The 25585-nt window shown below is 43.5% G+C and carries 25 protein-coding genes; 6 read left to right on the forward strand and 19 right to left on the reverse strand.

Going from position 1 to position 25585, the window contains the following annotated elements:
• Window positions 1-183: 183 nt before the first annotated feature.
• From MHH60_RS04405 to MHH60_RS04425, 5 genes are all read right to left on the reverse strand, one after another.
• Entirely contained in the window at window positions 184-855 is a 672-nt protein-coding gene (locus MHH60_RS04405) for a YitT family protein (RefSeq protein WP_076130250.1), read from the reverse strand.
• 315 nt (window positions 856-1170) lie between these two features.
• Window positions 1171-1671 carry a Crp/Fnr family transcriptional regulator gene (locus tag MHH60_RS04410; RefSeq protein WP_076134543.1) on the reverse strand — a complete coding sequence of 167 codons (501 nt, stop codon included), beginning with the start codon at window positions 1669-1671 and terminating at the stop codon, window positions 1171-1173.
• 174 nt (window positions 1672-1845) lie between these two features.
• On the reverse strand, window positions 1846-3774 hold the full coding sequence (locus MHH60_RS04415; protein ID WP_076134544.1) for a PTS fructose transporter subunit IIABC: 1929 nt from the start codon (window positions 3772-3774) through the stop codon (window positions 1846-1848).
• 38 nt (window positions 3775-3812) lie between these two features.
• Window positions 3813-4724, reverse strand: coding sequence for a 1-phosphofructokinase (gene pfkB / locus MHH60_RS04420; RefSeq protein WP_076134545.1), 912 nt, complete (start codon window positions 4722-4724; stop codon window positions 3813-3815).
• A gap of 117 nt (window positions 4725-4841) precedes the next feature.
• A complete protein-coding gene (locus MHH60_RS04425; RefSeq protein ID WP_341161113.1) occupies window positions 4842-5606 on the reverse strand; it encodes a DeoR/GlpR family DNA-binding transcription regulator in 765 nt (254 codons plus the stop codon).
• A gap of 251 nt (window positions 5607-5857) precedes the next feature.
• On the opposite strand from MHH60_RS04425, the gene MHH60_RS04430 reads away from it, so the two are divergent.
• Together MHH60_RS04430 and MHH60_RS04435 are read left to right on the forward strand one after the other, a co-directional pair.
• Window positions 5858-6130 (forward strand): hypothetical protein, encoded by a 273-nt coding sequence (locus MHH60_RS04430; RefSeq protein WP_076134546.1) that lies wholly within the window; start codon window positions 5858-5860, stop codon window positions 6128-6130.
• A 189-nt stretch (window positions 6131-6319) separates the two neighbouring features.
• Window positions 6320-7429, forward strand: coding sequence for an AI-2E family transporter (locus MHH60_RS04435; RefSeq protein WP_076134547.1), 1110 nt, complete (start codon window positions 6320-6322; stop codon window positions 7427-7429).
• 110 nt (window positions 7430-7539) lie between these two features.
• On the opposite strand, the gene MHH60_RS04440 is transcribed toward MHH60_RS04435, so the two are convergent.
• Genes MHH60_RS04440 through rnhA form a run of 3 tightly spaced genes read right to left on the reverse strand, consistent with a single transcriptional unit; the run spans window position 7540 to window position 9341 of the window.
• Window positions 7540-7944, reverse strand: a complete 405-nt coding sequence (locus tag MHH60_RS04440; protein WP_036683006.1) for a hypothetical protein — start codon at window positions 7942-7944, stop codon at window positions 7540-7542.
• Window positions 7945-7974: 30 nt separating this feature from the next.
• Complete coding sequence (gene ung / locus MHH60_RS04445; RefSeq protein WP_076134548.1) at window positions 7975-8643, reverse strand: uracil-DNA glycosylase; 669 nt, start codon at window positions 8641-8643, stop codon at window positions 7975-7977.
• Window positions 8644-8687: 44 nt separating this feature from the next.
• Window positions 8688-9341, reverse strand: coding sequence for a ribonuclease H (gene rnhA, locus MHH60_RS04450; RefSeq protein WP_076134549.1), 654 nt, complete (start codon window positions 9339-9341; stop codon window positions 8688-8690).
• 208 nt (window positions 9342-9549) lie between these two features.
• On the opposite strand from rnhA, the gene MHH60_RS04455 reads away from it, so the two are divergent.
• Window positions 9550-10143, forward strand: coding sequence for a hypothetical protein (locus MHH60_RS04455; protein WP_076134550.1), 594 nt, complete (start codon window positions 9550-9552; stop codon window positions 10141-10143).
• A 66-nt stretch (window positions 10144-10209) separates the two neighbouring features.
• Here MHH60_RS04455 and MHH60_RS04460 read toward each other — a convergent pair whose 3' ends face one another.
• From MHH60_RS04460 to MHH60_RS04475, 4 genes are all read right to left on the reverse strand, one after another.
• On the reverse strand, window positions 10210-10782 hold the full coding sequence (locus MHH60_RS04460; protein ID WP_076134551.1) for a type 1 glutamine amidotransferase family protein: 573 nt from the start codon (window positions 10780-10782) through the stop codon (window positions 10210-10212).
• Window positions 10779-11897 (reverse strand): DNA alkylation repair protein, encoded by a 1119-nt coding sequence (locus tag MHH60_RS04465; protein WP_076134552.1) that lies wholly within the window; start codon window positions 11895-11897, stop codon window positions 10779-10781. Before MHH60_RS04465 ends, MHH60_RS04460 begins: the two co-directional genes overlap by 4 nt.
• 97 nt (window positions 11898-11994) lie before the next feature.
• On the reverse strand, window positions 11995-12528 hold the full coding sequence (locus MHH60_RS04470) for a hypothetical protein (RefSeq protein ID WP_076134553.1): 534 nt from the start codon (window positions 12526-12528) through the stop codon (window positions 11995-11997).
• Window positions 12529-12646: 118 nt separating this feature from the next.
• Window positions 12647-12961: a hypothetical protein gene (locus tag MHH60_RS04475; protein ID WP_076134554.1), complete on the reverse strand. Its 315-nt coding sequence runs from the start codon at window positions 12959-12961 to the stop codon at window positions 12647-12649.
• A gap of 205 nt (window positions 12962-13166) precedes the next feature.
• Between MHH60_RS04475 and MHH60_RS04480 the strand changes: the two genes are divergently transcribed.
• Entirely contained in the window at window positions 13167-13376 is a 210-nt protein-coding gene (locus MHH60_RS04480; protein ID WP_036683023.1) for a hypothetical protein, read from the forward strand.
• A 77-nt stretch (window positions 13377-13453) separates the two neighbouring features.
• Here MHH60_RS04480 and MHH60_RS04485 read toward each other — a convergent pair whose 3' ends face one another.
• From MHH60_RS04485 to MHH60_RS04495, 3 genes are read right to left on the reverse strand one after another with little or no spacing between them, the layout of a single operon-like run.
• The gene (locus tag MHH60_RS04485) at window positions 13454-14467 is read right to left on the reverse strand and encodes a Gfo/Idh/MocA family protein (protein WP_076134555.1); all 1014 of its coding nucleotides are present in this window, start codon (window positions 14465-14467) and stop codon (window positions 13454-13456) included.
• A 31-nt stretch (window positions 14468-14498) separates the two neighbouring features.
• Window positions 14499-15512 carry a Gfo/Idh/MocA family protein gene (locus MHH60_RS04490; RefSeq protein WP_076134556.1) on the reverse strand — a complete coding sequence of 338 codons (1014 nt, stop codon included), beginning with the start codon at window positions 15510-15512 and terminating at the stop codon, window positions 14499-14501.
• Window positions 15513-15532: 20 nt separating this feature from the next.
• Complete coding sequence (locus tag MHH60_RS04495) at window positions 15533-16381, reverse strand: sugar phosphate isomerase/epimerase family protein (protein ID WP_076134557.1); 849 nt, start codon at window positions 16379-16381, stop codon at window positions 15533-15535.
• 182 nt (window positions 16382-16563) lie between these two features.
• Here MHH60_RS04495 and MHH60_RS04500 point away from each other — a divergent pair, with 182 nt between their 5' ends.
• Window positions 16564-17469 carry an AraC family transcriptional regulator gene (locus tag MHH60_RS04500; protein ID WP_076134558.1) on the forward strand — a complete coding sequence of 302 codons (906 nt, stop codon included), beginning with the start codon at window positions 16564-16566 and terminating at the stop codon, window positions 17467-17469.
• A gap of 469 nt (window positions 17470-17938) precedes the next feature.
• Here the strand turns inward: MHH60_RS04500 and gnpA are convergent, their stop codons facing one another.
• From gnpA to MHH60_RS04520, 4 genes are all read right to left on the reverse strand, one after another.
• A complete protein-coding gene (gnpA, locus tag MHH60_RS04505) occupies window positions 17939-20098 on the reverse strand; it encodes a 1,3-beta-galactosyl-N-acetylhexosamine phosphorylase (protein WP_218640672.1) in 2160 nt (719 codons plus the stop codon).
• Window positions 20099-20124: 26 nt separating this feature from the next.
• A complete protein-coding gene (locus MHH60_RS04510) occupies window positions 20125-20979 on the reverse strand; it encodes a carbohydrate ABC transporter permease (RefSeq protein ID WP_076134560.1) in 855 nt (284 codons plus the stop codon).
• Between the two features lie 9 nt (window positions 20980-20988).
• Entirely contained in the window at window positions 20989-21930 is a 942-nt protein-coding gene (locus MHH60_RS04515; protein WP_244886367.1) for a carbohydrate ABC transporter permease, read from the reverse strand.
• 90 nt (window positions 21931-22020) lie between these two features.
• A complete protein-coding gene (locus tag MHH60_RS04520) occupies window positions 22021-23496 on the reverse strand; it encodes a carbohydrate ABC transporter substrate-binding protein (RefSeq protein WP_076134561.1) in 1476 nt (491 codons plus the stop codon).
• Between the two features lie 347 nt (window positions 23497-23843).
• On the opposite strand from MHH60_RS04520, the gene MHH60_RS04525 reads away from it, so the two are divergent.
• Complete coding sequence (locus MHH60_RS04525) at window positions 23844-25583, forward strand: cache domain-containing sensor histidine kinase (protein WP_076104348.1); 1740 nt, start codon at window positions 23844-23846, stop codon at window positions 25581-25583.
• Window positions 25584-25585: the final 2 nt, after the last annotated feature.

Below are 25585 nucleotides of genomic sequence, written 5' to 3' on the forward strand. Positions count from 1 at the left end.
AAAAGGTGGCGTACAGGATTTTCACTGTACGCCACCTTTTGTTATGAGCGAAACATCCAAGCAACGCCCCTAAGGACTACACCCTTTAAATTACGTCATATCCAGCAAAAAAAAGTCAACCAGAAACTCTGGCTGACCTTAAATGTAGTATATCCCCGAATAAGCTGTTTATACCAGCCTTCTTCACATTACCGTACCATCATGCGGTTTACGCAGTGTAGATTGAATCTTTGGCGCCTTCACTAGCTTTGGTTTGCCTAAAGAGGTTGTAAAGGTGATCACATAGCCGGCTACGACTACTGCCATCACTGTATACATCGTTTCTTTAACAGGCATATAAAAGAGTGATAGTGCCAGAACGATTACATCCATCATGATGAATACCGTACCTACTTTGATTCCCTTCCATTCACTAACCAGCAGCGACAAAATATCGTCTCCACCGCTAGCCCCGCCACTCCGCAGGATAATTCCCGCTCCTAAACCTGTCAGTACGCCGGACAAAAGAGCTGCTAATGCCAAATTGTCCTGCAAGTTGATGACCAAACCGGAATAACGTTCCATGAGACCGTAGAAGATTGTAAAAGCTCCTACAGAAACAAAAGTGTTACACACGAACGCTTTCCCTTTGAACATCCATGCTATCAAGAGTACTGGAACGTCTAGAAGCAGAGTTGAAATCGAAGGTGAAATTCCTAATACGTATTTGCCGAGCAGCGATAATCCTACGAATCCGCCCTCTGACAAATGATTCTGAAAATTGATGTGATAATAAGTAAATGCAAGCAAAAATGTTCCAAACAAAATGACTGTCAATCGGAGCAGTACATTCACTCCGTAATTGTGGTTCCTCATACAGGTCTCCCCTTATCGTATATGGCGGCTAGACGTCCCACCAACCTCTACGACGGGTAAAACCGGAGGTATTGCTCCTTCGCATATATATACTCCTTCCCCTCGCAGAGGCGGTTCGTCAAGTAACAACGGTTTACGCACCTTCTACAGGGAAGCTAAGTATAAGACAGATCATAACGTTTCCAAATCGTCCTTTGGGGAATCGTCCTTCGGGGACACATGGTATCCTGATCCTTTCTCTAATTTGATAAGTTCTGTTTACATTATACCACGGAGCCACCCTACTCTAAACAGTTTGCCAGAAAAAAGCAGGAATCACTCTGTACTCCGCAGCAAACGGTTGATTGTTTCACGTCTTACACCGATCAATTGTCCTATTTCTTCCTGGGTCAATAACTCTGTTAGCGCTGCGCCATGAGAGTAGTCATTAAACCAGCGGGTTAGCAATTCCATACGTTCTGCAGGTGTACCTACAGTCAGATGATCCAGCCGTGTCTGCATAAACCGTACCTTCTCCTGAAGCAGTCTGGCGATTTCCATCGCTTGACCAGAATCATCCCGCAGCTGTTGATACCATTCAGCTGATGGAACTGCCTCCACCTCGCTCTTCATCATCGCAACTGCCGTTCCATGCGCCTCCTTTGGCGAAATGAGTGAATGATGGGGAACCATCTCACCGGGATACAGGATGTTGAATAACACCATGTTCCCATTCTCATGAAGTCTTGTGACCTTGAACAGCCCGCTTTTTACCTTAAATAAAAAATCACAGCTGTCTCCTTGGCGGAACAAGACTTCCCCCTTATGTAATATCATCTCGCTCGCTCCTTTTCCTTCTGATTATATATATTTTCAATTATATAAAATTAAACCTCATTTATGGAGATAAATCTACCTATGGGTGAGGAGGGGGGGATTAATGTCCATGCAAAAACTGCTGGACACCAGAATGAAAATTCTGGCACCCAGCAGTTCAATTTACTTATAAAGTTACTTTGCTTCAAGCGGTTTCTTCCATAATCCGAGCATCAATCCGGAGATGACCGAACCGATCAGAACAGCCAACAGGAACAACAGCGCGTGGCTTGAAAGGGCAGCTACAAAGATCCCGCCATGCGGAGCCGGCACGTTGATATTCCAAAGTTGTGTAAGACCTCCAGCAACGGCCGAACCAAGAATACAAGAGGTTAGGACACGAAGCGGATCAGCTGCGGCGAATGGAATGGCCCCTTCTGTAATGAACGATAAGCCCAGCACATAGTTCGTTAAGCCTGATTTACGTTCTTCTTCCGTGAATTTATTCTTAAAGAAAGTAGAAGCCAGTGCTATTGCAAGTGGAGGTACCATCCCCCCCGCCATTACAGCAGCCATCATGAAGCCGTTGGTATTGCCACTGGTAGTGAATACACCGATGGCAAAAGTATAAGCAGCTTTATTGAAAGGTCCACCCATATCTATGGCCATCATGCCACCGAGAACCAGGCCCAGAATAACAGCATTAACAGTTCCAAGATCATTAAGCCAATCAATCAGTCCTACATTGATCCAGCTAAAGACCGGATCGAACAGGTAATACATCAATCCGCCGGTAATTAGAAGCCCAAATACCGGATATAACAGGATCGGCTTCAGTCCGTCAAGTGTTTTAGGCAGACCTGCAAATACTTTACGTAGTCCGATAATTACATAACCCGCCAAGAAACCAGCAGCCAGCCCGCCGAGGAACCCAGCGTTGGAATTCAAGGCCATGTAACCCCCAACCATACCTGGCATCAGAGCCGGACGATCACCAATGCTGAGCGCTATAAATCCAGCAAGGACTGGGATTAGGAAATGGAAGGCACCATCTCCGCCACCGATTGTCTGCAGTAACTGGAACAGCGGGTGATCTGCTCCACCTACTTGTTCAATCAGGAAGGAGATTGCTAGCAGTATACCGCCACCGACTACAAACGGGAGCATGTGGGAGATCCCATTCATTAAGTCCTTATATATTTTACTGCCGATACTGCCAGATTTCTCTTTAGATCCTTCGTCATTGCCACTGCCACCTTCATTGTGATAGATCGGCGCTTCCCCATTCATAGCTTTACGAATAAGCTCTTCCGACTTACGGATGCCATCACTTACAGGTCTTTGCAGTACAGGCTTACCGTCAAAACGGGCCATTTCCACCTTTTTATCAGCTGCAACAATTACACCGCTTGCACGCCGAATCTCATCAGGGGTAAGTACGTTTTTGGCCCCTTCTGAACCATTCGTCTCTACACGGATATTAACTCCCATTTCCAGAGCTTTTTTCTTAAGGGCATCTTCAGCCATAAAAGTGTGTGCAATGCCTGTAGGACAAGCAGTTACAGCTACGACAAAAGCTTGGGAATCCGGGTTGCCCACGATTACACGTTCAGGCTCTGACTTCGCGGCAGTTTCAGCAGCTTCGTTCTCTTTCTCCTTAGCTTCACCTTCCGCCTGCTTGGCATCAAACAAAGCTGATACCTCGTCAGGAGTCTGAGTATTCATAAGCTGTTCAATGAACTCGCTATCGATCAGTAGTCTGGACAATGAGGCCAGTGTACGAAGATGCATATTGCCTGCTCCTTCTGGAGCGGCAATCATAAAGAAGATACGTGCTGGCTCATCATCAAGGGATTCAAACTCCACTCCCTTTGCGCTCTTAGCAAATACAACTGTCGCTTCATTTACCGCTTTAGTCTTAGCGTGCGGCATTGCAATGCCGCCGCCAATCCCAGTGCTGGACTGCTCTTCGCGCTTCAGAATCATCTCTTTAAAAAGGATCGGATCATTAATTCGGCCACTTGCAGCAAGACTCGCAATCAATTCATCAATTGCAGCTTCCTTAGTTGTAGCTTTTAGATCCATGATCATCGTTTCTTTTATCATTAAATCCGTTATTCTCATCATGCTCAACTCCCTTAAGTACTTTGAATGCTGCCGGCTTACACTTCTGAGATTTGGATCAGCGGTCTCAGCTGTTCAATGAATTCTCTGTCCGCTAAGTCATCAGAGAATGCGGTTGCACTGCCCGAGGCAACGCCTGCACGGAACGCCTCCAACAAGTCTCCTGTCAAAGACAGTGTCCCTACAAAACCAGCGATCATGGAATCTCCTGCACCTACAGAATTTTTCACTTTACCTGATGGGGCGTTGGCGTGGTATACCCCTTGCTCCGTAATGAACAAAGCCCCTTCACCCGCCATGGAAACCAGTACATTTTTCGCTCCTGCATCCAGCAGCTTGCGTCCATAAGTAATAATCTCTTCCCTCGTATCTATGGTTACGCCGAATAGCTCTGCGAGCTCATGATGGTTCGGTTTAACCAGCAATGGCTGATACGCCAGTGCTTTTTGAAGTGCAGCACCAGTAGTGTCAATGACGAATTCCGCTCCGCTCTGTTTGCACACAGATATAAGCTTGTCATAGAAATCTGCACCCAGTGATGGGGGAACGCTTCCCGACAAAATCACTACATCCTCCGCGTTCAGGGCAGCCAGCTTTTGCAATAGTGCGTTGGCTTCAGGATCATGAATGACGGGTCCAACACCGTTAATCTCCGTTTCCTCTCCATGCTTGAGCTTGATGTTAATCCGCGTATCATCAGAAACAAACACGAAATCGCTTGAAATTGACTCTTCGTGTAACCAATCCTCAATATATCGGCCGGTGAAGCCTCCAAGGAATCCCATAGCCTTATTCTGAACCCCAAGCTGATTAAGCACTCGGGATACGTTAATCCCCTTCCCTCCCGGAAGCTTCAAATCACGTTTCATCCGGTTCAAGTCACCCAGTCTCAAATCTTCCACTTCCACGATATAATCAATGGAAGGATTAAGCGTTACAGTATAGATCATGATTATCCCTCAATTATGTTGGTTTTCTAAGCCATAGATTACCGATCACAAATACGGCATCTGTAATTTCTCCAAACGATCACACGGTAATTCATAATTGCTTATCCTATATAAAATTTATACAAGCGTGAAATCCACACCCAATTGCGTGATCTCACGGATGAATTTGTCAGACGCTCCTGAATCTATAATGCAATGATCCATTTCCGTCACATCTGCAACCTTGCTAAAGGATACCTGCCCCAGCTTACTGTGATCTGCCAGTAGAATAACTTGCTTGGCGACTGCGATCATTTTGCGTTTTGTAGCTGCCTCTAACATGTTCGGGGTTGTGATGCCTTCCCGCAAATCCAGTCCATTAGTGGCAAGAAAAGTTTTATCCACTCTCACCATATCTAAGGAACGCTCTGTCATCGGTCCAACAAAAGCCATCGTATCCGGGCGAAGCATACCGCCTGTAATTGAGACTTCGATATTGCGGCAATCCCGCAGCTCATTCAGCGCCATAATCGAGTTCGTAATGACTTTGATATTCGAAAATTTCTTCAGCTCTCTGGCAATCTGCAGTGTTGTTGTTCCTGCATCAAGCAGTATTGCGTCCCCCTCCTGAATCATCTCCACGGCCTTACGGGCAATCCGTTGCTTCTCATCCAATAAATGGTCTTCCTTATCAGGATAAGCCGCCTCAAAATTGACGCTCTGCAGGGAAACCGCTCCTCCATGAGTACGCTTTAATAGCTTGGCTTCTTCCAGCTCCTTCAGATCACGGCGCACAGTAGACTCAGATACGCCCATTTCCTGACTTAGCTCCTGTACAGAAGCTCTGGAGTTCTTTTCCACAAAAAGCACGATTTTTTGTTTTCTCTCTTCCTCAAACATCATCGTGGCTCGCTCCTTTATGTGACAGCGCGACCTGTGCAATCCCTTGCGCTCATCTATGAATTTTATTGACCGTTAATTGATTATATATGACCGTTATTGATCGTTTGTGCTCGTTTATGATTTTAACAGCGTTTTCATCCTGTGTAAAGTGCTAAAAAGAGACAGTGCAAAATTACATCCGAATTGCCTATCTCATATGCGGCATTTATAACATATGAATAATACATACCGGGAAAAGCGGGTGATCAGAAATGGCCAATGGAAGAAACAGCGGGAGAAATAAAGGCAACAGCAATGCTAATAAAAATGGGACCACCAATAGCACTAATCCAGTGGAATCCGCAGAACTTAGCGCTGAGGATTATGAGATCATCGCAGCTGGACTTGTAGCCTTAGGTGAGATTTTTTCCTTTTTATCTCTTGTTAAAGCAAGACAAGTTACCAAAGAAACTGGAGGCGAGGAAGTAGTTCCTGAAATCTTCACTTTATCCACTAGAAAATCTCATAGACGAAAGTCAAGATAATCTGTGAAAAAGCAGAGAAATAGTTATATTCCCTTGTTAAATTGCGAACTTTTACTTGGCGTAACCTTTGTAACTAGAACCTCTATATGGGTATGCCAAGAACTACCTAAAAGGAATTGTCCGCTTTTGAATCAATACTTGCAAATTAGGGTTATTAAACTACATAGATATAAATTTGAATTTTGGGGGATGTTTTTATTGCCACAACAGAAGTATTTTCGGACAAGCCTTGCTATTATCGCCTTTTTACTGATTTTGTACTTAGGCTCCAAAGTAATGTTTCTCTTCGCCCCACTGGGTGCCATTTTCAAATTATTACTTGTTCCCATGATGTTATCAGGGTTCATGTACTACCTGCTGCGTCCGTTAGTAAGAATCCTTGAGAAAAGAAAATTAAACCGGGCGTTCTCCATCCTGCTCATTTATTTTCTGATTGCCGGCTTGTTCGTTCTCTTCTGGATTCTAGTCTGGCCGACACTTCAAGAACAAATTCAGAACTTTATTGATAACACTCCTTACCTCGTGCAAGGTTTGCAGGATCAGTTCAATGCATTGAGGGAGAATCCGACACTGTCACGTTTTTTCAAAGGGGACTCTGACGTCGCAGCCCGTTTATCAGAATTTCTTAGCGATACTATTACCTGGGTTACCAATTCCATGTCCAATTTGATTGGCGTTGTTTCCAGCATTGTAGTGTTAATCGCTACTTTGCCTATCATTCTGTACTACATGCTAAAAGATGACTATAAGCTATCGCCTAAGCTTCAAGGCTTAATTCCGAGAAAATATCGTAAGGAAGGTCAAGAGATGTTTGGAGATATCGACAGCGCCTTAAGCAGCTTCATCGTCACACGCGTGGTGCTGAATGTCGTACTCGGTATTATGTTATATATAGGGTTCCTTATCATCGGACTGCCTTACTCCCTGTTGCTCGCCGTAATTTCAGTGCCCCTTAACTTCATTCCATATGTGGGATCATTTTTAGCAGCGATTCCGGTAATTATAGTGGGTTTCATTGAATCACCGACCATGGCCATCTGGTCCCTGGTTGTAATCTTCATTGCCCAGCAGATCCAGGATAATGTACTCTCACCGATTATTTACGGAAAATCATTGGATGTTCATCCACTGACTACGGTCATCCTTGTCCTTATAGGTGGAGACTTCTACGGTATTATCGGAGTTCTCATTGCGCTCCCTGTTTATATGATTATAAAAATTGTTTTCCTGCGCGTGTATGAGATTATTATTGCAGACCGGATAGATGAAGCTGAGCCTATCAAAAAAGAGGAGCTATAACGGTTGAAATCTACTTCGTGAACGGACGGAGCTTATCTATAAAATAAAAAAGGGTACGTCTCCAATCACTCGGAGCCGTACCCTTTTTTATTCTTTACAGGTGCCTGAAATCACCCTCGTAAAGAACGAACTACAAAGATGTGATTGCCCTTCATCAGGTTTTGGCCGTTCTGAAGAGTAACTGAACCTTTCGTATGTGAGGTAATAATCGTATTAAAGGCAATAAGCTGATCTTCTTTCCAGACGCTAACCGCCGATTTAAAATACACTGCATTGTCAAATTGCTGCCGATCCCTCATCACATAACCCACGGAATGGAGAACTGGAGGCAACGCTCTTTCTTTTGGAGCCAGAGCCTTAATAACAACAATATCCCGAAACGGCACAGCAATTTCCTGATGGCCAATCACCGCCACCGATGCGGAAAGGTCCCATTTGCGCAGGATTCCCTTCATAATGGTATAAGGTTTCTCCCCGCAGTACATTATAACGGGTTTACCTACCCAATGCTTCATAGCTACCTCCCCTTCGCATCACTCCATAAATTATAAGTCCGGAATGAACCAATCTATTCCTGCCACCCCCTGCGACTCTAAAAATTGATTGGCCTTTGAGAACGGACGACTGCCAAAAAATCCACGATGCGATGAAAGTGGGCTTGGATGAGGCGATTGCAGCACCTTATGCCGGCTTTGGTCGATGAAGGCGCCTTTTTTCTGCGCATGACTTCCCCATAATATAAACACCATAGGCGTAGATCTTTCATTTAGCTTTTGCATAATAGTGTCTGTGAATGTCTCCCAGCCCAGACCTTTATGCGAACCAGCCTCACCCTCACGTACCGTCAGCACGGTGTTCAGCAACAACACTCCCTGCTCTGCTAAGTGCAGCAAAGAGCCGTGGTTCGGAACAGGCACACCGACGTCCTGCTTCAGCTCTGCATAAATATTACGCAGTGACGGAGGGATACGTACCCCCGGATTGACAGAGAAGCTTAGTCCGTGCGCTTGTCCGGGACCATGATAAGGATCTTGACCTAAAATAACTACTCCGGTCTCCTTATAAGGCGTTAATTTCAATGCTGTGAACAATAATTCTTTGGGCGGATAAACGGTATGCTCCTTATATTCTTGTGTTAGTGCATCCATTAATTTTATAAAATAGGGCTTTTGCATTTCATCCTGCAATATCTCATCCCAATCGTTGCCAAACATCCCCAAACTCCTCCTTTAACCGAGATCATAGCGATATAGCTTTTTTATTTCCGACCATAATCCGCTTTGATCTCGCCCCACTCTTTGGTCTGCCACTTGAGCACCTTATTGTCATATGTATTGGTTTGCAACCAACGCTCTGCCCGATCAATAAGCACCCAAATTTCCTCTGTTGAAGAATCGCGCGGCAAGGTTGTTGCCACTTTCTTCTGTTTTACCCACTTCATTGCATTTACAGAGTCACTGTAGACCGTTTTATCGCTTCCCTCTTTCTTCAATAACGCCAAGGCATGAACAATCGCTAAAAATTCACCTAAATTATTAGTGCCCTTTTTGATCGGACCACAGGAGAAAATGATATCTCCCGTTTGTGTATCTACACCCTTATATTCAACAGGCCCCGGATTACCACGAGTCCCCACATCTACTGAAATACTGTTATAATCTATCTCCTCAGAGGTCTCTACTGTAGCACTGCGTTTAAAAGAACTAGTCCCCTTAGACTTTGCACCAGCTGCCCCTGTTCCCCAATTCCCCTTCCAGCCCGCTTTATATGCCGCATCAGCTGCTGCTTTGGATTCATAGGATTTATATTTTGCACCGGTATAATGATCTGTCTGTGCCTGGCATTCTGCCCAAGTGCCATAGACTCCCGGTTGTTTACCTTCCCAGACTACATAATATTTCTGCTTGGCCATGGATAATGCTCCTTTTCTACTGCCTGTACTTATTGTAATCCATATTGCTCGTGAATTCATCGGATAAATCACATTTTTCAGGTCATACTATACGCCAGAGATGTCCAGGCCTATATTACCATTTGTAGATTGATTGGTAAATTACTAACTAATCACTCTATAGTAAGCTCGAAGGATATCAGTACAATTACTTAGGGAGGTTATACAGATGAGAAAGATAGCAAGTGTTGCTGCGGTATTTGCTTTTGTGTTAATGGTCGGATGTGGAAATGCAACAAACAATGCCAATAATGCTACTGCAACAAGCACTCCTGAGAACACGAATAATGCGGGAACCACGAATAATGCAGGCACCGCTAATAATCAAAATAACACCACAGATGCTGTAACCTCAGCTTCCGTAGTAGATAATGAAGAAGCCTTCAAACGCGCCATCAGTCCAGAAGGAACCTGGATTGCTGCCACACTTAAAGACTTAACCTTCACCGAAGATCTCGTGGTGGATGGAGAATTCATGAATAAAGAGGAACCTGCCAGAAAAATTGCTCTATACACACAAGATGCGGATCACAACATCACCAACTCCTTCAAACTGACTGCTCCAAAATTGACCATCAAGAGTAAAAACGCCCGCATCCAAGGCGGAACCTTTATTGGAGATGTATACGTAGAAGCGGATGGCTTTACCCTGGTGAACGCAACCGTTGAAGGCAATGTCTACTTCGCAAACGATCAATATAAATCCACCTTTAATTCATCCGATCAAGGAAAAGTAACTGGTGTTGCAGAAGTGAAAAAATAAGCTTCAACCCCAAAAAGGTGATCTGAAGTCGTTAAGACTTGAGACCACCTTTTTTTATATACACGCTTATTCTTGATAAAAACCATCTTTAAAAAATTTGTACCATCCCTCGACGGTTTCGATTGGGAAACCCTCTAACTTCTTCATAACTTCCCTTGCAAATTCTAAAGAAGCTGTGCCATTAGCTGTAATAATATATTCACTCGAAACTGCCTGTTTTTCTATATAATTTGCTCCTCCTTTATAATTAGGAGCATTTTGTTTTAAATAATCCAATGAATTTCCGGTATGCGGTATGTTGTCTAAATAGCCATGTTCAGCCAAAAAAGTTGTAGCGTCACATATAGCGGCTATAGGTACACTCTCCTGCAGACATTTTTCAATCACTGGAGTAATAGCTGAATTATCATTCCAGCCTGTGCCCCCGATTAAAATTAACATTTCATACTGAGCAGGTAAACTGTCTAAAGTATAGTCAGGTACAACAGTAAATCCACCCATAGATTTGACATTGTCGCTAGTTAAAGCAACTGTGCTTACTTTATATTCACTTTCCGGCTTATTTAGTTCGGCACTAATATATCCGCTTTCCCAATCAGCGTAACCATTGGATAGAAACATCAAAACTTCTTTTTTCATATACTAGCACTCCCTTTAAGTTCTAACGCCACTTCTGCCACTTCTCGCCCATTTACCAGCAGCACAATCCGGTGCTCTCCTGGATAATGACGCCGAGTTGTTAAATCAGCCCAACGATGTGTCCGTTTACCTGACAGAATTGTACCTCCAGGTACGGTCTTATCCGATAACAAAAAAGATTTACGGGAGGTTCTACCTGCCGCTTTCACGAAATAGATTCCGTATTCAATCCGAATCCGTACCGGAGCTCCCTCACGAACTTGAAGCTTATACTGCAATTCAGAGCTTTCGCCAATGGTCAGAATTGAAGGTTCCAATAGAATTGAAGCACTCGTTATAAGTGGAGCAGCTTCGTCTGTCTGCTCTGCGTATCCGAATAAAGCCATAATCTCTGGCTCAGCTTTACGAATCAAAGAACGGCAGCCGTGCCGCACAATCCAGTCTGTATCGGGATGTGTTCCCTTCCAGCGCCGAGCGGTATCGAGCACCACTTCCGGATGATCCTTCGCAATATCATTCAAATGATTAGCGACACTTTTACGCACATACAGGGATGTATCCGCCTTAAGCTGCTCAAGTACAGGTAATACCGGAGCTGGGTCAAGCTTGAACATAGGAAGCGCCTGTCCCCAAGGCAGACGAGGTCGGCAGCCCTCACTAGCCAGCCTACGTACATGCTCATCAGGGTGCTTCGCCCATATCTGCATTTGAGCCATCATCCGCTCTGGTTCCCGTAAGAGAAATGGCCTAACTGCAAATTCAGCCGATGATTTTGCTGTGAAACTTTCCAGCGCCTGCATAGACAACTCCCAATGTTCATCTCCCTGGCCATATACCTCAACGAAATCCGGAAAAATTAAATAAGGAAATCCTACACATTCTTTAGCAATGGCGAATAGGATAGCCAGCGCTTCCTCATAAGGAAGCTGTAAGTGGCTGCCCAACGTCTCGGTGATCCGACGCATTCTTGCCTTCAGCTCAAGCGTATCCCACGGTTCAGTCATGGCTGAGCTTACAAATGCCTCAGTATCGAAGACATTATGTACGCCACGAATCTTTTCGCCGAACTCACGCAGAAATTGTTCATTGTACATTGCTTTTAAAGGTTCAGCCATTCAATAATCCCTCATTTTCTTCTTTAGATCAGCAGACTTGATTCTGTCAGGAAATCGTAGCACACCCAATTTGACAACAGTATGTCAACTTTGGCAGCTAAGAATTAATAAGTACCTTCACCTCTTCAATCCCTTGTTGGGCTCGACTGTTTAACGCGCGCTTATCTTTAAGGTTATGTTCTTTAAGTTCGTGTCCAGGATCAATGACCAGCGGCTGTGAGATTACATCCTCGAGGATTTGTACAGCAACCTTACAGCCTTGAAATAACAGTTCTTTTGTGATCACTTGATTATGAGAACGAATGATTTCAAGCATTTTTTCCGCATAAATCAGTCTAACCAAACTATCGGCGCTCATAATATTCCGCGAAGCAAAAGAAGCCACTTTTTCCACAATCCAGCTATCCTGATAATTCCGCGAGATGGATTCCAGTATCGTAATCGCATCCCAGTCCCGTATCGACAGCTGCTTGACGTGCTCCATAGCCCATTCCTGCAGCCATTCCAGCTCCACTTCTCTTGGAATTTCAAAACTTTTGTACTCCTTAAGTACTCCTGCTTTATGCATATTTAAAAAATGACCCAAAAACTGAATGTACAGCTCCTTGGCTCTCTGTGTCGGTTCTGTCATCTGGCAATCATCCTCTCATTATCCAAATCATATCCATTCCCCGGTTTCTTTTCAAATTAAAAATAAAAAAGGACAGGTAGCGAAATCATCGCAATACCTGCCCTTTAATAACTTCGGGTTATGATAAATAGTTTGCTTCAACCGGAGGGGTTTTGTCTACTATTTTCAATTCTAGTCCTCCGAATCTCCTCGCCAGCTTGTTATATACCAGCGCTACCAGCATACCCACCAAACCATAAATGAGTATTAAAATAACCGGCATAATCAAATAAGGGATACCCATAACCACTATAAACGTCTCTTTAATGATAAGCCCGACCACCACCATGCCTAAACCTACTATAAACAATAGCAGTGTAGGAATGATCATAAAATAGATAGTCGTTTTAAAAAAACTCTTTTTGTTAATTTCCAGCACTTCATAGTCTTTCATTATGTAATCCCCTTAATTTATTTAGAGTGGTAAAATTACCCTCTTTATTTCATTAAAGATGATCTTAAATACAATTTCAACCAAATTTCTCATATTTTCGACTTTTACCAAAGAATTCTTCCTAAAACTCAACGATAAATCATGGTAAAATAACTCCTATGGTTTAATATATCATCATGTACAAGATGTCACCGGAGGGAATAACATGCCACAAACATTAGTGAAAAATATTGATTTTTTTATAGCTGCCTTATCCCAAACCTATATTTCTGCGCTACAGCTTGATCCTGATGGAATGTATTCAGAGGTTGCTTCAGGAATTGTTGAACTGTTCTCTGATGAACAAGTACGGCTGAGAAGATATGACGGATCAGTATCCCATTATGCAAGAGACAATACCAAATTTCAGCGATGACAAAAGGACGTGAACTGGAAAAAGGTCATTGTGAATGATCCTCTTCCAGCTCACGTCCTTACTCACTCTGCACACAACTAATCTAGCACGATCCATTCGCCTTCAGCATCCGCTGACTTCATTTCTGCTTCCACGATTCTTAGAGACTCCGCTGTACTCTCTGGTGTACAAATAATGATAGGCTTATCCTGAATAATGACATCCAGAAAATATACAAGCTCTCTATAGTAGCCAACATCCGGTGAAAGTTCCGCTATATAGCCTGCCCCGTCATTCGGATTGACCTTGACCTCGCTGCCGTCAAACACTATATTTCCACGTTCAAAATTAACCCGGTACCCCATGTAAAAACCAAAATCACCTTCCAGCGTCCAATCCACCTGAGCATTAATTACTTTTGCATCCTTATAAAAATAGTGAGTCGATGCGATATCATATCCGCTTCCCGGAAGGACATTACGTCCTAAGGATGATACTTTATCCGGTCTGCCGAACAGATAGTTAATCATATCCGTATCGTGAATATGCATATCCATAATGCCTCCACCGCTTAGTGTCTCATCAAGAAACCAATCCTTAGGAGCACCAGATCCCCTGTAAAAATACCCTTCCGTGACCTGACCGAACTGCCCGCTCTCTATCACTTCTTTTAAATATTCATATCCCGGCCAAAAACGGAGACAATGTCCGATCATCAGTTTTTTCCCACTCCGGGCTGCCGTTTCCACCATTTTCAGCGCTTGTGCGGAAGTTCTGGCCATCGGTTTCTCACAAAAAACATGATATCCACGTTCCAGCAGCGAACAAGTCATTTCCGCATGCAGATAAGTAGGAACCGCAATGTCGATCATATCCAGTTCCTCACTGGCTATCATTTTCTCCAGATCATCATAGAGATTGTAAGCTGACAAATCATAGACTTCTTGAGCGGTGCTCATATTCCCGGCTGCTTTTCCATTCTTTAATTCCTCAATTCGCAAATCACAGATGGCTTTAAGGGCAATGGGCTGCCCCTCTTCCGTTAAACGCACATAATTATCAAAATGCATCCGGCCCATAAAACCAAAGCCGATCAAGCCTATTTTCAACATCGTGAAGTCTCCTTTACTAAAAGTATGGTACTTAACGTATCCGTATCCAGGCCCCTTCCTGATCAGCCGATTGGATTTCAGCCTCAATGATTTCTATGGACTGGGCCGCACTTTCGGGCATGCATAGAGTCACTGGCTCACCGTTCTGAATGACTTTTAAGAAATATACTAACTCTCTGTAATATCCGGTATGCGAAGAAAGCTTCGCAATGAACCCCGGTTGACAATTCGGATTCACCTTAACTTCCGCGCCATCGAAGACTACATTTCCCCGTTCAAAATTAATCCGATAGCCCATGTAAAAACCAAAGTCGCCTTCCAGTGTCCAGTCCGCTTGGGCATTGACCACTTTTCCATCCTGATAAAAATAATGAGTAGAGACGATATCATAGCCACTTCCCGGTAAAACCTTCCGCCCAAGCGTCGATACTTTATCCGGTTTCCCAAACAAGTGATGGATGATGTCCGTATCGTGTACATGCATATCCAGCATACAGCCACCACTTAGCTCATCATTGACCAGCCACCCTTTAGGAGCACCGGAACCCCGGTAAAAATAAGCCCCTGTCACTTCACCGAACTCACCGCTAGCTATGATCCCCTTCAAATATTCATATCCCGGCCAGAAGCGAAGACAATGACCAATCAGCAATTTTTTTCCGCTGCTTTGCGCCACCGCTACCATCTTCCAAGCTTCTGCGGAATGTCTCGCCATCGGCTTTTCACAGAATACATGATACCCTCGTTCCAGCAGCGAACAAGCCATTTCAGCATGCAAGTACGTAGGTACTGCAAGACTAATAGCATCTAGTTCTTCATTTTCGAGCATATGCTGCAAATTCTCATAAAGATTGTAAGGGGATAAATCATATACCTCGTGGGCCGTGTTCATATTCCCCGCGGATTTAGTATGTTTAAGGACTTCAATCTGCGGGTCACAAATGGCAACCAGAGAAATCGGATGGCCGTCTTCCTGTAATTGAACATACTGATCAAAGTTCATTCGGCCCATAAATCCAAAGCCCACCAGCCCCACTCTGAGCACAGCCTTCACCTCTCTTAAACTTAGTAACTAGTGCGTCCTAAAATAGCATCCATCGCTGCAGATGTATTAAAAATGATTTGCTCCGAATAATGCGTATATGGCGGTATCATTTCACCTGTAACATAATTGCTGTAGCCGATCTCTTGCAGTGCTTCCATAACAGCAGGATAATCCACATCCCCAGCAAGTAGATCAACAAATCCATGAAGTCCTCCCGCTGCCCGGCGGTAATCTTTGAAATGCACCTTCTTGATTCTATGGCCTAGAATCCGTATCCACTGCTCTGGATAACCAGAATGAACGATATTCCCTACATCCAGATAGGAACCTACATAATTGGAGCCTACAGCATCAATAAAAGAACGTAATTCGAGCGGAGACAGCAGGAATTTATTCCACACATTTTCAATCCCAATAGAAACACCCGCCATTTTAGCATCCTGAGCTAGATCACTGATCGCCTTCAAGGCTCGATCATAAGCTTTTTCATAATCGACTACTTCACAGCCCTCAATAAAATCGACACCAACCGCACCAGGAATGACAAGAATCGTATCTACGCCAAGTGTTGCTGCCAGCTCCAATTGTTTTTTACATACATCGATAGCCTTCGTCCGGTTCGCCGCGGATTCACTTGTCATGGCATATGACCAATATAGTCCTGTCGCCAGTCCTGCAATTTCTACCCCCATCTCCTGAATGGAATTTCTGATCTTAATAGCTTCTTTCTCAGTGGTTTGCAGGCCAAGTTCACCCGATTCATTCAAAGACAATTCAATTCCATCGAACCCCGCCGCTTTAGCCAGACGTGCACATTCTTCGATCTCAGTACCTTCGCGAAACGACCAAATGTTTATTCCCTTTTTCATCTGAATCCTCCTCAAATTTGTTATTTTCCGTCTTTTAAGATCCTGCCCTAAATACCCTTATATCCTTGATTTATTTATATTATAATAGATTGTAAGTTAGATTTATTTAGGTGAACAAGAGATTTTTTGCACGATTCCGGTCTATTTAGTAAATCATTTTATACTGTATGGGAGGTTTATTCGTGGCTGAAAAAGAACCCCGTTATCCCCTGAGAAAACAGGTCCCTTCCCGGGAGTGGTCACCTGGCATTCACTATGCACAATTCCAAACCCTCTCACCTTGCCTCTTCCCAAGAAGAAGATTGTATGATTTCGAGCTGCTATACGTTCGCCAGGGGAAATTATCAACAAAGATGGATACGAAGGAATATATCCTGAATTCAGGACAACTGATATTTCTTTCTTCCGGGGTATATCATCAGAATGCGATTGTCTCAGATTCGGAAACCAAACTCATTGGGATCCATTTTGATTTTTTTGGGGAATCGATTATTACAAGCGATGAAGACATGCTGGTCAATGAGGAGGAGGTTATGGCCGAGAAGTTTGCCTTGGAAGCTGTGACCACTCCTTTTATGCCATTGTCACAGGAGCCCATTTATACCCCGCCACCCGAATGTATCCATGCGATGGAACAGCTCGTGCATGAATTTACGATGCGGCCTGCCGGTTATGAATGGGTCTGTCGGGGGTTACTGCTCGGCGTTCTAACCTCGCTGCTCCGAACACAAAGCTCCCGGAATGCTGCCAAATCTTCCGTTCATACCGGGCGGATCAGAGCTTTAATCGATGAGATGGATTCAAAGCTAGCAGACCGCTGGAGCAATAAATCCATGGCTGGTGCAATGAATATGCATGAAGACCATTTCTCCAAGCTATTTCGTGAGGTAGCTGGCATGCCTCCTGGTGAATATCTCCGTTCCATCCGGCATCGGGAAGCTCGCAAGCTGCTGCGCGAAACGGATTGGCCGATTGAACAGGTCGGTGATAAGGTTGGTTATCCTGATATCCATTATTTCAGCAGGGTATTTACTGCGAATGAGGGGATTTCTCCGCGGGCTTATCGCAAAATGTCCCGGATACTCTAGATACTGAAAACTCAAAATATCTCAATCCAAGTGAGAAAAACCTGCCAAAAACATTGAGGGGGATGGATCATCTGCTTTGTATGATACCTGTGGGGGCCGATAAACAATATACATTGTACGGTGAGATGTGCAATATGGGGGGCGGCGAACGTTCGTGTTTTCTGCGTTAATGCAGTATGCGGGGACGGCTCTAAAAATAATTAGGGAAAAACTCCCTGAAAACAGCCAATATTCGCTCTAAATGAACGAAATCAGGGAATTCCTCCCTAATAATAAGAGGAATTTCTATAATTGCTAACGAATCAGCTAAACTTTGGGGAGATTTTCCCTGATCATTAGTCTGATGACCAAAAATCCCGGAATTTCAGGGAGAAATTCCCCAATCACTCTATCGAAGCGGTACAATTCAGGAAATTTGGAGATAACAGCAGCCGGAAGTCTAATTATTCGCCGTAGTTACGGCTGACTCTTAATGTGTGATCTCAAATTGAAACCACACACTTTCCATCACACCCAACTCTATTTCTTGGATCACGGCGTTGTCCATCAGGATCGTTGTCTTTTGGATCTCGGAAGTGTTATTTACGGCACAATATCGACCCGTCTCAGGATACGCGTGACATTCAACATTCGGATTCACTGAGAACCATGAATACAATTGCTCCTCTTGATGTGCGGCCCAAAAGATCGCTCGGCTGAGTAGTCTGGTATTCTGAATACTGTACGGAAGTCCAGCGATATAAACGCCCCGCCCCTGACCAAATGAGTTCACGGCAAGATTGCAGCTGCCTTGGTGCACGTCCAATATTTCTGCTCCGGCCTCCGCTTGATAAATCATGGTCATCCCTTCACCATAATTAATCTCACCTTCCAGATCTTCCGTTATGAAATGATCCTGCACAAGCGTTACCTTGGGCTTATTGATGCTTGCTGTAAATCCAATTTCCTTCTGAACACCCAGAATATCCGCTAGTTGAAAAAGAACCCCTTGATGTTCATAAGCTGATGGATCACCAATCCCAATAAAACCGCCCCCTTGATCCACCCACTCACGAAGTGTTGCCACAACTTGCGGATCGCTCCATTGATCTCCACCACTCCAAGAGGTGTGTACATCACCCGCGTTAATAATCACACCGATACTAGGATCAATCCCACACAACCTGATGTCATCAAAGCTTATAAACTCAATGTCGAACGGCAAGCCCGCCAGTGACTCTAATGCCCCTATGTAGGAATAACATCTTTGATTCCATAAAGAATGAGCCACTTGATGTGTCTGCCAGCTTCGAAGGGAGCCCCAAGTATTCAGAACCGCCACTTTAAAAGGAGCTTTAAAAGGCTGTGTCCCTTCTGCATTGGCATGAATCCCTTTGAACTGCGTCGCAATCTCTGTCACATGATCTATAAAATCCGGGAATTGATGCGCTAGACTTAAATATCCGCCATACCCCATCCTGCCAACTGGTTTACGCATGAGCGCACGCCGGCATTTGATCCAGATCGGCATGGACTCTCCGACAGGGTCTCCCCCTTCAAAAAAGACATCTGGAAAGAAATAAGGATAGAAACGTGCCTCGGTATCCTTAATAGGTATATCCGCAATCATACGGGTTGTAACGCCATCTCCTGCTGCCCCAACCACTGCGTCGAGCCCGATCTCCGGAAAATATTTGCCATAAGGCTCTGTGCCCGCCCAGTGATCCCCAAAAAACATAATCGCTTTCTTCCCGAAATCATGCACCATATCTACACATTGTTTCGCATAACCTGCGATGAATTTCTGATTGAAGTCCATCCAGTCCAGATATCTTTGGGTCGGGTTCTTAAATGGTGTGTTATATCGCCCCTGATCCACAAAATCTTCCGCAGTCAATCGGTACCCATAAGCTTGTTCGAATTGCTCTAACGCAAGTGGACTCACACAACTCAGATAGCCAAACCAATTCACCTGTTTCTCCTTACCTTCCTTGTTAAAAATCAAATCAAAATTATAAAAGAAGGTCGTAAAACGTACGATATCTGTCTTGGGATGTTTCTTCAGCCAATCCTCCAGCACCTTCAAAACATGCTCTTGAGCCTCGGGATAACGAACATCCAACGGTAAACGATGCTCCTCATCCCAATCATTCGTGATGTGATTGTACATGGAGACTGGCTCCCATTTCTGGTAGGCCAAGAAACTGACCGTATATTTGTGAAATTGTACCCCCTGCTCAAGCGTGACAATCCCCTCTGCATAACTCCAACATTCAGAAGGTAATACCTCTCCTGTAGTCCGGTTTACAACCTGCCAATATTTTTTTATATCCACATCTGTGTTAGGAATAAATTGATCGGCAAAATAATCAGCCATAATATCGATGGTCTTCACCTTTGAAGTTACTATTACTGGAGCAGACATCAGATAAATCTGCTGTCTATATTGCGGATGCTGCTTCGCCCACTCGTTGTCCTCACGGACAAGACAAAGCGTTGAATAAATTTGCAGACCCATATCGAGAATGTCCTGCGATAGATTCGTGCCATCACTGTCACGTACGGCATCTACACCCCATCTTTCGACGAGATCACCTATGACCTCTTCCATCCCTGTTTCACCAGGCAGGGTAAATCTTCCTTTGTCCACGTAAATTCCCTCCATGTCTTTGTTGTTCAGCCCTTAATTCCGCCTGCGCTTATTCCTTGGAGCAATTGCTTTTGTCCTATCACATATAAAAGAATTGTTGGAATCAGCACTAGGATCAGCGCGGCAAATAGTGCACTCCAATCTGTAGCATAACGTTGAACCTCAAAAAGATTGGCTAAACCTACTGGCAATGTTTTTTTGCTATCACTTTGAATTAAGACCAATGCCAGCGGATACTCATTCCAAAAGCCCATCGCTGCCAGCATACAGACCGTCACAATCCCCGGTTTAGCAAGCGGCGCAACAATTCTGACGAGCACTCCTGTGTTGCCACAACCGTCAATCTTAGCGGCTTCTTCATAATCTCTAGGGACGGACCTCAGAAATCCACTTAATACAAAGATGGCAAAGGGAAACTGCAGAACAGCGTAGATCAAACTGAGCATCCCGCGATTGTCCAACATCCCGAATGAATTCACCTGCAGAAATAAAGGAACCATAATGTAGGAGGCTTGCAGAAAGATACAGGCCATATAAAGGTTAAGGATTAGTTTGGAGCCCCAAAACTTAAATCTCGTTAAGACATAAGCCATAGGAACCACAAAAATAACTAAAATCGCCGTGGATAACACCACAAGAAAGATAGAGTTCAGGAAATAACTCCCCATCTTGGATTTCTGAAAAGCACGTACATAGTTATCAAAGTGTAAGGCTTGTGGAAAGGAGAAGGGGTCGGTCAGAAATTCCGTATTGCTTTTAAATGAAGCTAAGAGATTCCATACAAACGGATATAACAAAACAATGGTGGCTACAATCAGAAACAGCCGTGTGATCCAGTTGGCAATATTCATTTTTAGAAGACTTTGTTGATTGCTCGTCATCCTTCTCCCCTACCCTTCTGCTCGATTTGTAAGTAGTCTGGACAGAAAAGAAAGCACAAAGGCGAACACCAGCGTAAATATAGCTATGGCCATGGCATAACCAAAGTTCGCATTCTGGAAGGCCTGCGTGTACATGTAGTGGAGTAAAACAGTAGTTCCACCTGCCGGACCACCGCCAGTCATTACAGTTACAACTATAAAACTTAAATTGATCGTACCTGCCAGAGACAACACAAACGTAATGCCAATAATATCTTTTAGCAGAGGGATCGTAATACTGGTAAGCTTCCGGAAATATCCCGCACCATCAATAGTCGCCGATTCAAACACATCCGCAGAAATTCCATCAATCGCAGCGATATACATGACCATATAATAACCAACCGCTTGCCAAATCAGCGTAACGGCTACACACCACAATGCTGTTCGGCTATCTCCAAGCCAGGGTCTGCTCAGTTGATCTAATCCGATGCTCCCCAGAATATTATTCAAAATGCCCATATTGGGATGAAACACAAAGGACCAGATAATTCCGACTACCGTCAAAGAGATGATACTAGGAAAGAAAAATACGGTTCGGTAAAATCCTCTTTCCTTCAGCTTCGTCTGCGTTAATAGAAAAGCGAGCACCAGCCCAAAAATCAACGTAATCACTGGCACAACCAGCATCAGTTTAAATGTATTGCTCAGAGCTTTGAGGAACATCTCATCTTGAAACATATATTTATAGTTATCCAAAAAGATAAACTTGTTCTCATCACTCATCCCGGTAGCATCCGTAAAAGACATAAAAAATGCCCGAAAGGTTGGAATAATCATAAATACGAGGGTTAACAGGAGCGTTGGAATCGTGCATACCGCTATGAATAGCTTAGGATTTCTGGTTTTCGCTGTCCTAATCTTTGATTTCCTCTGTCTAGGAGCTACTTCTGCCAGCTGCATTTCAGACATCTTTCTCACTCCTCTTCATACAAAATGCATCCCGTTCATAGATAACCTTATCCATTCTTAACAGGATGCATTTGCATGAGATACTATAGATTATTTACTAGCCGCTTTCTCTTTACGAATCTGTGCAAAAGCTTTTTCCACATTATCCATCCATTGATCTGTGGTCATTTGGCCTGTCATCACTGGTGTGACCGTATTCTTGAACATTTCAGTGACTACACTAACCTTGGAGCCCTTCGGTAACGATTGCCAGCCCTGTAGAATAGAAATGGAACCATTATAAGCCTCAAACATGTCATAGACACCTTTAGTCAAAAATGGCTTAGACAGCTCCTTCGCATCGTTAAGCGCATACGCCCCATTCGCTTTTTCCGCGAATAGTTTCACAGACTCATCGGTATACAGGAACTTCAAGAATTCCTTAGCGAGCTCAGGATTTTTGGCCTTAGCAGGGATGGAGAATTGCTCGTAGCTGGAAAGCACATACTTCTGATCGCCTTTATTGAACACAGGTACAGTTGTCATTCCAAATTCAAACCCATTTTCTCTAGGTGAATCCTTCATTTCATTTTCCATCCAGTTCCCGTTTACGATAAACAAAGCTTTACCCATCATCATATCGGTCTGCGACTGTGTATGGTTCAAGGCAACCGTGCCGTCCATCAGATAACCGTCTTTAGAGATTTTATAGAAAATATCCAGTACTTTTTTGATCGTGTCGTTCTTAAATGAACCTTCCTCATAAGCAAAGACTTTATCCAGCGTTTCTTTTCCCCCCGCACTCGCAATGGCCGGGTAGAGAATTTCCTCCAAATAATCCGGATAGATACCTTGGTAAGTGAATAAAGCCCGCTTCGTTTTGGTTCCATCTGCATTAACCAGGTAGTTCTCCTCTTTGTTCAGCTCATCACCTAAAGCAAAGAACTCCTCCCAAGTCTCAGGAACACTCCAGCCTTTTTCTGCGAACAGTGTTTTATTGTAAATCAAGCCCATCGGTCCAGCATTAAAAGGTGCGAGATACGTCTTTCCATCTTGATAGGGCTGAAATCTTGTACTGTCCAGCATCCCCGGTAGAATCATATCCTTAAGCGTCTCCTCTTTATCAAGCGCTTTGCTTTCAAATACATCGCTGATATCTAGCAGTCCTTTTTCTTTAATCAGTGAAAGCACGATGCCACTTTGCTCTGTATCTGTAACGGAAAGGAAGTCGGGAGGATTACCCGCAACAATCTGCGGCCGGATTACTTCACCAACTTTAGGATTAATCGTCATGTTCACTTTCACACCTGGATAAGCACTTTCGAATTTGCTGACAATTTCATTCCAATAATCCGCACCATATCCCCCTTGGAATACAGCAATGCTAAGTTCCTTGTTATCAAAATCTTTAGCAGGTTCTTCTTTAGTATTCTCGGCGTTCGTTGTACTTGTAGCTTGCGCGGTGCTCGCAGCTTTCGTTGAATCAGATTCATTCGAGGCAGCAGGTTTATTATTGCTGTTCCCACAGCCGAGCAACCCCACACCTAGCAGCATTACTGCTAATAATGTACTCATAGTCTTTTTCATAAACGCCCTCCTTAAGATTTTCTTGTAAACGCTTTTTTAATAATCTAAGTATAGAAGGATTTACGCTATATTTACATTTACAATACAAACCTACCTATGTATTATCTTATCCATCTTCCAATGCGAGCTCGTATAAGCTTATTCATCAGGGTCACATAACCTGTAAACTTAGCCGTTAACGGAATGGATAATATTATCCATTCCATAGATTATTCTCACTTTTCGCCGCTGCATATATATTCCATAGTTCTTTTTATGTTAACTTGTAAGTAAAAGATAGTGAATGGGAGGTCATCCACCTGAGTCGACGCAAAGGGAAGCTGCATTTTCCTAATCCTCCGCAAATCATGCGCAAGGTTAAAATTCAAAATCGCTTAACCGTCATTTTCTTAATCGTATCCGTGATCCCAATCATCTTTATAGGTTTCTACTCCTACACCATTTACTCCAAATCTATTAACAATAAATTAAGTAAATCCACATTTCAGGCTTTAACACTGCTTAATCGAACGATGTTAAGTGAACTTAACAACTATCAATATCTTGCAGGCTCTGTTTCTACCAATAGTATTATTCAGGAGCGTTTATCGGCAGCACCAAATGAACCCGCTCCTAGCAATGCTGCCATTAATCATGCCATGGACAATTTATATAGAACCATCTACCCCGGATATGTCCAGAACGTTCGGGTCATCGACGCCAAGAACCAACCTATTTATGAATTAGGCTACGACGGCATCCCCAATCCTAAGTATGAAGAAATTATGAAACAAGTAGAGCTGAATGCCCCTTATGACAGTCTTAACTATGTAAAAAGCTATCGCGCTTACAATACCATTGTCCTGGGCCGGAAAATTTTTGATCAAGATGACATTGGCGTTCCCTTAGGTCATGTGTTTGTTTTTATTGGTGGGGAGTTATTTTCAAAAGTCATTCTTTCCAGTGTGGATTTAGGTACAGGTTCCAGTCTCCTTATTATGAATAGGGAGGGAAAAGTAATGTCCTCGAATCAAAAGGATACGCCGCTAGGAGAACCCTATTATAAAGATGAGCTTTTTAAGCAAATCAAGACACAAGAGGCAAAGAAAAACCATTCCTTCCAAGGCATGGTCAATGGAAAAATGCAGCAAATCTCCTATATTAACAATAATCAATTAGGCTGGTACATGATTTCTACCGTGCCCTTCTCTTATATCAATTCAGAGACAAGTAAAATCACCACTGGACTACTTATTGTTGTCAGCATCATTGTAGTCGTGTGTATTCTAATTATTATCGTATTGTATAAAAGCATCCTGAAACCAATCAAACAAATCATCGTCTTCTGCAATCAAATTTTTTATGGTGATCTATCGAGTCGGATCGAAGATCACAGCAACGATGAAATGGGCGTGTTGGCCAATAGAATTAACAGTATGGTCAGTAGAATGGAACAGTTAATGAAGGATCAAAAGAAAGATCTGAAAAGAAGACGTTCTCTCGAATTGCAAATGCTGCAATCGCAGATTAATCCTCACTTTCTTTTTAATACACTTAACTCCTTACGATGGCTGGCGATGATTAACCAGGTTCCCGTCCTTAGCGACGGCATCTCCTCACTAGCTGAATTGCTGCGTAGTACCATTATCGATCAAGATGAGCAAATCACCATCAAGCAGGAGCTAAACAATCTGGATCATTATTTTGCCATTCAAAAAATACGTTATGCCGACAGGTTTGACATTGAATATGACTTGGATGAGTCTTTATTACAGAGCATGATCCCCAAGCTCATCCTGCAGCCGATCGCAGAGAACGCGATTCTTCATGGAGTTACGGATATAGGAGGAAAAGTTCTAATCCAAATTAAGGTATACGCAAAAAATGAATATACCCTTATTATTGAAATCATCGATAACGGAAAAGGGTTTGACACCACCAAATCTGAAAAGGCTGACAATCTGTCGGGTATCGGAATTTCAAATGTGGCCGATCGTATTAAACTTCAATACGGTGAGAGTTACGGGCTGTTCATCACAAGCTCTATGGGTCACGGAACCTGCTGCCGCCTAATTATCCCTAAACAAACATACGAACTTAAGGGGTGATA

The sequence above is a fragment of the Paenibacillus sp. FSL H7-0716 genome (assembly GCF_038002705.1).
In the GTDB taxonomy this organism is placed as follows: domain Bacteria; phylum Bacillota; class Bacilli; order Paenibacillales; family Paenibacillaceae; genus Paenibacillus_AQ; species Paenibacillus_AQ odorifer.